At 49.0% G+C, this 5,594-nt stretch carries 5 protein-coding genes and 1 pseudogene; all 6 read left to right on the top strand.

Translation table 11 applies throughout. The features are described 5' to 3' along the window. Positions 1-100: 100 nt before the first annotated feature. Positions 101-235, top strand: a pseudogene (gene pcoC / locus ACMWKA_RS25295) (copper resistance system metallochaperone PcoC); the annotation flags it as partial. 55 nt (positions 236-290) lie between these two features. Next, positions 291-1,169, top strand: a complete 879-nt coding sequence (gene pcoD, locus ACMWKA_RS25290; RefSeq protein WP_367305227.1) for a copper resistance inner membrane protein PcoD — start codon at positions 291-293, stop codon at positions 1,167-1,169. Positions 1,170-1,223: 54 nt separating this feature from the next. Next, positions 1,224-1,904, top strand: coding sequence for a copper response regulator transcription factor PcoR (gene pcoR, locus ACMWKA_RS25285; protein ID WP_001188930.1), 681 nt, complete (start codon positions 1,224-1,226; stop codon positions 1,902-1,904). Then, the gene (pcoS, locus tag ACMWKA_RS25280) at positions 1,901-3,301 is read left to right on the top strand and encodes a copper resistance membrane spanning protein PcoS (protein ID WP_001211180.1); all 1,401 of its coding nucleotides are present in this window, start codon (positions 1,901-1,903) and stop codon (positions 3,299-3,301) included. The genes pcoR and pcoS overlap by 4 nt, the downstream gene beginning before the upstream one ends. Before the next feature lie 217 nt (positions 3,302-3,518). Beyond that, positions 3,519-3,953: a copper resistance system metallochaperone PcoE gene (gene pcoE, locus ACMWKA_RS25275; protein ID WP_000723069.1), complete on the top strand. Its 435-nt coding sequence runs from the start codon at positions 3,519-3,521 to the stop codon at positions 3,951-3,953. A 446-nt stretch (positions 3,954-4,399) separates the two neighbouring features. Then, positions 4,400-5,425: a TerC/Alx family metal homeostasis membrane protein gene (locus ACMWKA_RS25270; RefSeq protein WP_414760689.1), complete on the top strand. Its 1,026-nt coding sequence runs from the start codon at positions 4,400-4,402 to the stop codon at positions 5,423-5,425. Positions 5,426-5,594: the final 169 nt, after the last annotated feature.

Raw genomic sequence — 5,594 nt, 5'->3', positions numbered from 1 at the left:
AGTGCACTGGGGTATCGTTCGCCACGGGAATATCTGCGGCGACGAACCAGTCATGGGTTAAGTGATAAAAAGTGTATGGAAATATAGGGGCCAATCCACGCCAGGCGCTGACCCTAAATCGATGGTCATTATTCCGCGAGAGCCTTTACCCGCTGGCACTTATCGTGTTGACTGGCGCGCGGTTTCTTCAGATACGCACCCTATTACCGGTAATTACACCTTTACAGTGAAGTAATATTATGAACGACCTGATTATGATTGTTATTCGTTTTCTTCTTTATCTGGATTTGATGGTAATATTTGGATTGCCATTTTTTCAGATATATGGAATAAGCGGTGTCAGACATGAAACCTATAACCTGACTAATTTCAGGTCGTTTATAACTTTTGCTGTTGTTACAGGCATCATTCTTACTGGCATTAATATGCTCCTGGTATCTAATGCCATGAGTGGAGTAACTGACCTCAGAGAATTATCCATCCATGTTATCGAGATGGTGATAGAAGAAACTGATGTGGGTATTAGCTGGATTGTCAGGCTCTGTGCCCTGTTTACCACACTCGGTGCTTTGTTCCTTTACACTAATAAGAGAGTATTGTCCTGCCTGCTGATGACGATGAGTGGGGGCGTGGCGCTGGCTACACTTGCCTGGGGAGGACACGCCGTTATGCATGACGGTCTGCATTACTATCTCCATTTACTGAGCGATCTGACCCATCTCGGCGCTGCAGGTGCCTGGACAGGTGCTCTGGTTGCATTTGCTATCCTGCTGATGCGCAGAAACGAGCATAATGCACAGAGCGTCATTATGATATCTGACTCCCTGGCAAAATTTGCCACGGCAGGAACGGTGATTGTTGTAGCCCTGATCCTGAGTGCGCTGGTCAACTATCTGTATATTGCTGAGGGTAACTTAACTCCCTTATTCAACAGTTCCTGGGGGAGGATATTGCTTGCCAAGACGGCTCTGTTTGTTCTGATGCTTCTTCTGGCTGCAGCAAACCGGTTTCACCTGGGTCCCCGGCTTGAAGTTATGGTCAGGGAAGGGAATTATGATCGCAGCGTTGCCCTGATGCGAAACAGCATCCTGACAGAATTCGTTGTTGCGATTATCATTCTGGGCGCCGTAGCGTGGCTCGGAATGCTTGCTCCGTCTCAGGTCAGCTAGGGGACAGCCAAAGCTCATGCGTGAGATTTTTACTTTCATATCAGCGAGTTGACCATGCAGCGTATTTTAATCGTTGAAGACGAACAAAAAACAGGTCGTTACCTGCAGCAGGGACTGGTTGAGGAAGGCTATCAGGCCGATCTCTTTAATAATGGCCGCGATGGTCTCGGGGCCGCGTCGAAGGGACAGTATGATTTGATAATACTGGACGTGATGCTGCCTTTCCTCGACGGGTGGCAAATCATCAGCGCACTGAGGGAGTCCGGGCACGAAGAACCGGTCCTGTTTTTAACCGCAAAGGACAACGTGCGGGACAAAGTGAAAGGACTGGAGCTTGGCGCAGATGACTACCTGATTAAGCCCTTTGATTTTACGGAGCTGGTTGCACGTGTAAGAACCCTACTGCGCCGGGCACGCTCGCAGGCCGCAACAGTCTGCACCATCGCCGATATGACCGTTGATATGGTGCGCCGGACCGTGATCCGTTCGGGGAAGAAGATCCATCTCACCGGTAAAGAATACGTTCTGCTTGAGTTGCTGCTGCAACGCACCGGAGAAGTGTTACCCAGGAGTCTTATCTCGTCCCTGGTCTGGAACATGAATTTTGACAGTGATACGAATGTGATTGATGTCGCCGTGAGACGTCTGAGAAGTAAAATTGATGATGACTTTGAGCCAAAACTGATCCATACCGTTCGCGGTGCCGGATATGTCCTGGAGATCAGAGAAGAGTGAGGTTCAAAATTTCCCTGACCACACGCCTGAGCCTGATTTTTTCTGCGGTGATGCTTACGGTATGGTGGTTATCAAGTTTTATCCTGATTAGCACCCTTAATGGCTATTTCGATAATCAGGACCGCGATTTTCTGACAGGTAAACTTCAGCTCACCGAAGAGTTTCTTAAAACAGAGACGTTCAGGAACAAAACGGATATTAAGTCATTATCAGAAAAAATAAACGATGCGATGGTGGGGCACAATGGCTTATTCATTTCTATAAAAAACATGGAAAATGAAAAAATTGTTGAACTCTATGCCAAAAATTCTGTTGTTCCAGCGGTCCTGCTTAATAAGTCGGGTGATATTCTCGACTATATGATCCAGACGGAAGAAAATAACACCGTGTACCGCAGTATCTCGCGGCGGGTTGCCGTGACGCCGGAACAGGGTAAAAGCAAACATGTCATCATTACGGTTGCCACGGATACTGGGTATCACACCCTGTTTATGGACAAACTCAGTACCTGGCTGTTCTGGTTCAATATCGGTCTGGTCTTTATTTCTGTTTTTCTGGGCTGGCTGACCACACGTATTGGTCTGAAACCGCTACGGGAAATGACCAGTCTGGCTTCCTCCATGACCGTACACAGCCTGGATCAGCGTCTAAATCCCGATCTGGCTCCGCCGGAAATCTCTGAGACCATGCAGGAGTTCAATAATATGTTTGATCGCCTGGAGGGGGCATTCCGGAAACTGTCAGATTTCTCGTCTGACATCGCGCATGAGCTGCGCACACCAGTCAGTAATCTGATGATGCAGACGCAGTTTGCACTGGCTAAGGAAAGGGATGTTTCGCATTACCGCGAAATTTTATTCGCTAACCTGGAAGAACTGAAAAGGTTGTCACGAATGACCAGTGACATGCTTTTTCTGGCACGTTCAGAGCATGGTCTGCTGCGGCTGGATAAACATGATGTGGATCTGGCAGCCGAACTGAATGAATTACGTGAGTTGTTCGAGCCCCTGGCAGACGAAACAGGAAAGACAATCACGGTTGAAGGAGAGGGCGTTGTTGCCGGAGACAGCGATATGCTCCGACGTGCTTTCAGTAACCTGCTTTCCAATGCAATCAAGTATTCTCCCGATAACACCTGTACAGCGATACACCTTGAGCGTGACAGTGACTGTGTGAACGTGATGATTACGAATACGATGTCCGGCCAGGTTCCCGCTAATCTGGAACGTTTGTTTGACCGGTTCTATCGCGCAGACTCATCAAGGTTCTACAACACGGAAGGCGCGGGGCTGGGATTATCAATTACAAGGTCGATCATTCATGCTCACGGCGGCGAGCTGTCAGCAGAACAGCAGGGGCGTGAAATTGTGTTCAAAGTGCGCCTGTTAATGGATTAATCCCGTTGTTCAGGAGAAACCTGGAAGGTGACAAAATTGTCATCATTCAGTCACGCGATAAACAGAGGCGGTTTTTTATAATTATTCATAAATCAGGAGCAGCGTGATAACACAATCACCTGGTTCCTGGAGTGATGATTAACCCGCCCTGAGATCAACTGCTTTCTCTGTTATAAGCCATTGATTGTTTGGGTATGTAAACACCGGAGACCCAACCATGAAAAAGATTCTCGTATCATTTGTTGCCATTATGGCTGCCGCTTCATCTGCCATGGCTGCAGAGACAATGAACATGCATGACCAGGTAAATAATGCACAGGCACCTGCCCACCAGATGCAGTCATCTGCTGAAAAAAGTGCAATTCAGGGAGACAGCATGACAATGATGGATATGAGCAGTCACGATCAGGCCGCAATGTCCCATGACATGATGCAAAACAGCAATTCTGCTGCCCACCAGGACATGGCTGAAATGCATAAAAAAATGATGAAAGCTAAACCCGGAGCTACCAACGAAACAGCAAAGTCATTTTCTGAAATGAGCGAGCATGAGAAGGCCGCAGCTGTACATGAGAAGGCGAATAATGGTCAGTCTTCCGTTGTTCACCAGCAGCAGGCTGATAAGCATCGCAGTCAGATCACCCAGAATTAACCCGCAGCTCCACTTGTTAGACCCTCATTTGACGCCGAAGTCACTGGCTTACGCTCCCGTCCGGGAGCGTTTTTTTTCCCATATATCAAACTTTAACTCTGAAGAGGTGGAAGTATCTGACCAACACTGTCACGTAACGCCAGATAACTACAAAAACACCTTTTTCCTCCTGTAAATTGCAGTTCCTGCAAGAACATCAAGGCATAATGTTGGAACAGCGTGTGATACACACTTAGCATCATGTTTTGTATGTGTTTTTTTAAAACTTTACAACTTTAAAGTCTTTTTCAGGTTAAAGGATACAACTTTAATGTCTCTACACAGCCGAAAAGAACGTTTAAACTTTTACTTTTCAGAGTGATGTGCCCAGGGCACCACTCTTTTTCTCTGCTGGCATATGCCAGTCTGCATGGTTTTTGTGTTTTGCCTCTACAAAAGGGTTGTGTATGTCTGCTGCTCATCTCGGTTTCCCGACGGAAACCGTTGTTGTCTTTGTGGTGATGGCTGTCGGGGCGATGTTTATCGACCTCTTCATGCACCGTCACGATAAGCCTGTCTCGCTGAAAAGTGCCGCAATGTGGTCCGTTTTCTGGTTCTCAATGGCGATGGCGTTTGCCGGGTTCCTGTATGTTCACCACGGTGCCGAGATGGCGAGCCTGTTCCTCACCGGCTACGCGCTGGAAGAGGTACTCTCGGTCGATAACCTGTTTGTGATGATGGCGATTTTCGCCTGGTTCGGCGTGCCGGATAAGTACCGTCACCGCGTACTCTACTGGGGTGTGCTGGGGGCGATTGTCTTCCGCGGTATCTTCGTGGCCATTGGGACCAGCCTGCTGAGTCTGGGGCCGTACGTGGAGGTTATTTTCGCGCTGGTCGTTGGCTGGACGGCGGTAATGATGCTCAGGCGTAACGAAGAGAGCGACGAGGTTGAAGATTACTCCGGACACCTGGCCTATCGCCTGGTGAAACACTTCTATCCTGTCTGGCCGAAAATCAGCAGCCACGCCTTTATTCTGACCCAGAAAGAGGTGGATGCGGAGCTGGAAAAACCAGAAAACCAGGACGTAATGGTTGGGCGCGTCAAAAAAGCGAAACGTTACGCGACGCCATTATTACTTTGCGTGGCGGTCGTGGAGCTGTCTGATGTGATGTTCGCGTTTGACTCCGTACCGGCCATTATCGCCGTCAGCCGCGAGCCGCTGATTATCTACAGCGCCATGATGTTTGCCATCCTCGGCCTGCGTACGCTCTATTTCGTACTGGAAGCGCTGAAGCAGTATCTGGTTCACCTGGAGAAGGCGGTGGTCCTGCTGCTGTTCTTCGTGGCGTTCAAGCTCGGGTTGAATGCAACAGATCACTTCTGGCATCACGGCTACAGCATTGGCGCGACGACCAGTCTGTTCGTGGTATTAGGCGTGCTGGCGCTGGGGATTATTGCGAGCGTGATGTTCCCGGGGAAACGTGAGGCCTGATGCAACGCTCTTCTCCCTCTCCCTGTGGGCTGAGGGATCCCCAGTAATTTTTTTACCGAAAGCGACGAAAGTTGTTTCAGGAAAATGAATGATTTACAGCGACGCCCTGGTCCGGCTGTAAATCGCTGAGGCGTTTCCTGCAGGCCGGGGCGAGGCGCATGGATGCGCC

The sequence above is a fragment of the Enterobacter sp. 03-F-07-AD-ECC genome, assembly GCF_047530935.1.
GTDB lineage: Bacteria > Pseudomonadota > Gammaproteobacteria > Enterobacterales > Enterobacteriaceae > Enterobacter > Enterobacter cloacae.
The sequence above is the reverse complement of the archived record's forward strand: the minus strand, read 5'-3'. Positions and strand labels throughout refer to the sequence as shown.

Excerpts from the sequence above, each read along its gene's own strand:
- pcoD (WP_367305227.1), top strand. The coding sequence starts at position 291 with ATGGTAATATTTGGATTGCCATTTTTTCAGATATATGGAATAAGCGGT.
- pcoR (WP_001188930.1), top strand. The coding sequence starts at position 1,224 with ATGCAGCGTATTTTAATCGTTGAAGACGAACAAAAAACAGGTCGTTAC.
- pcoE (WP_000723069.1), top strand. The coding sequence starts at position 3,519 with ATGAAAAAGATTCTCGTATCATTTGTTGCCATTATGGCTGCCGCTTCA.
- ACMWKA_RS25270 (WP_414760689.1), top strand. The coding sequence starts at position 4,400 with ATGTCTGCTGCTCATCTCGGTTTCCCGACGGAAACCGTTGTTGTCTTT.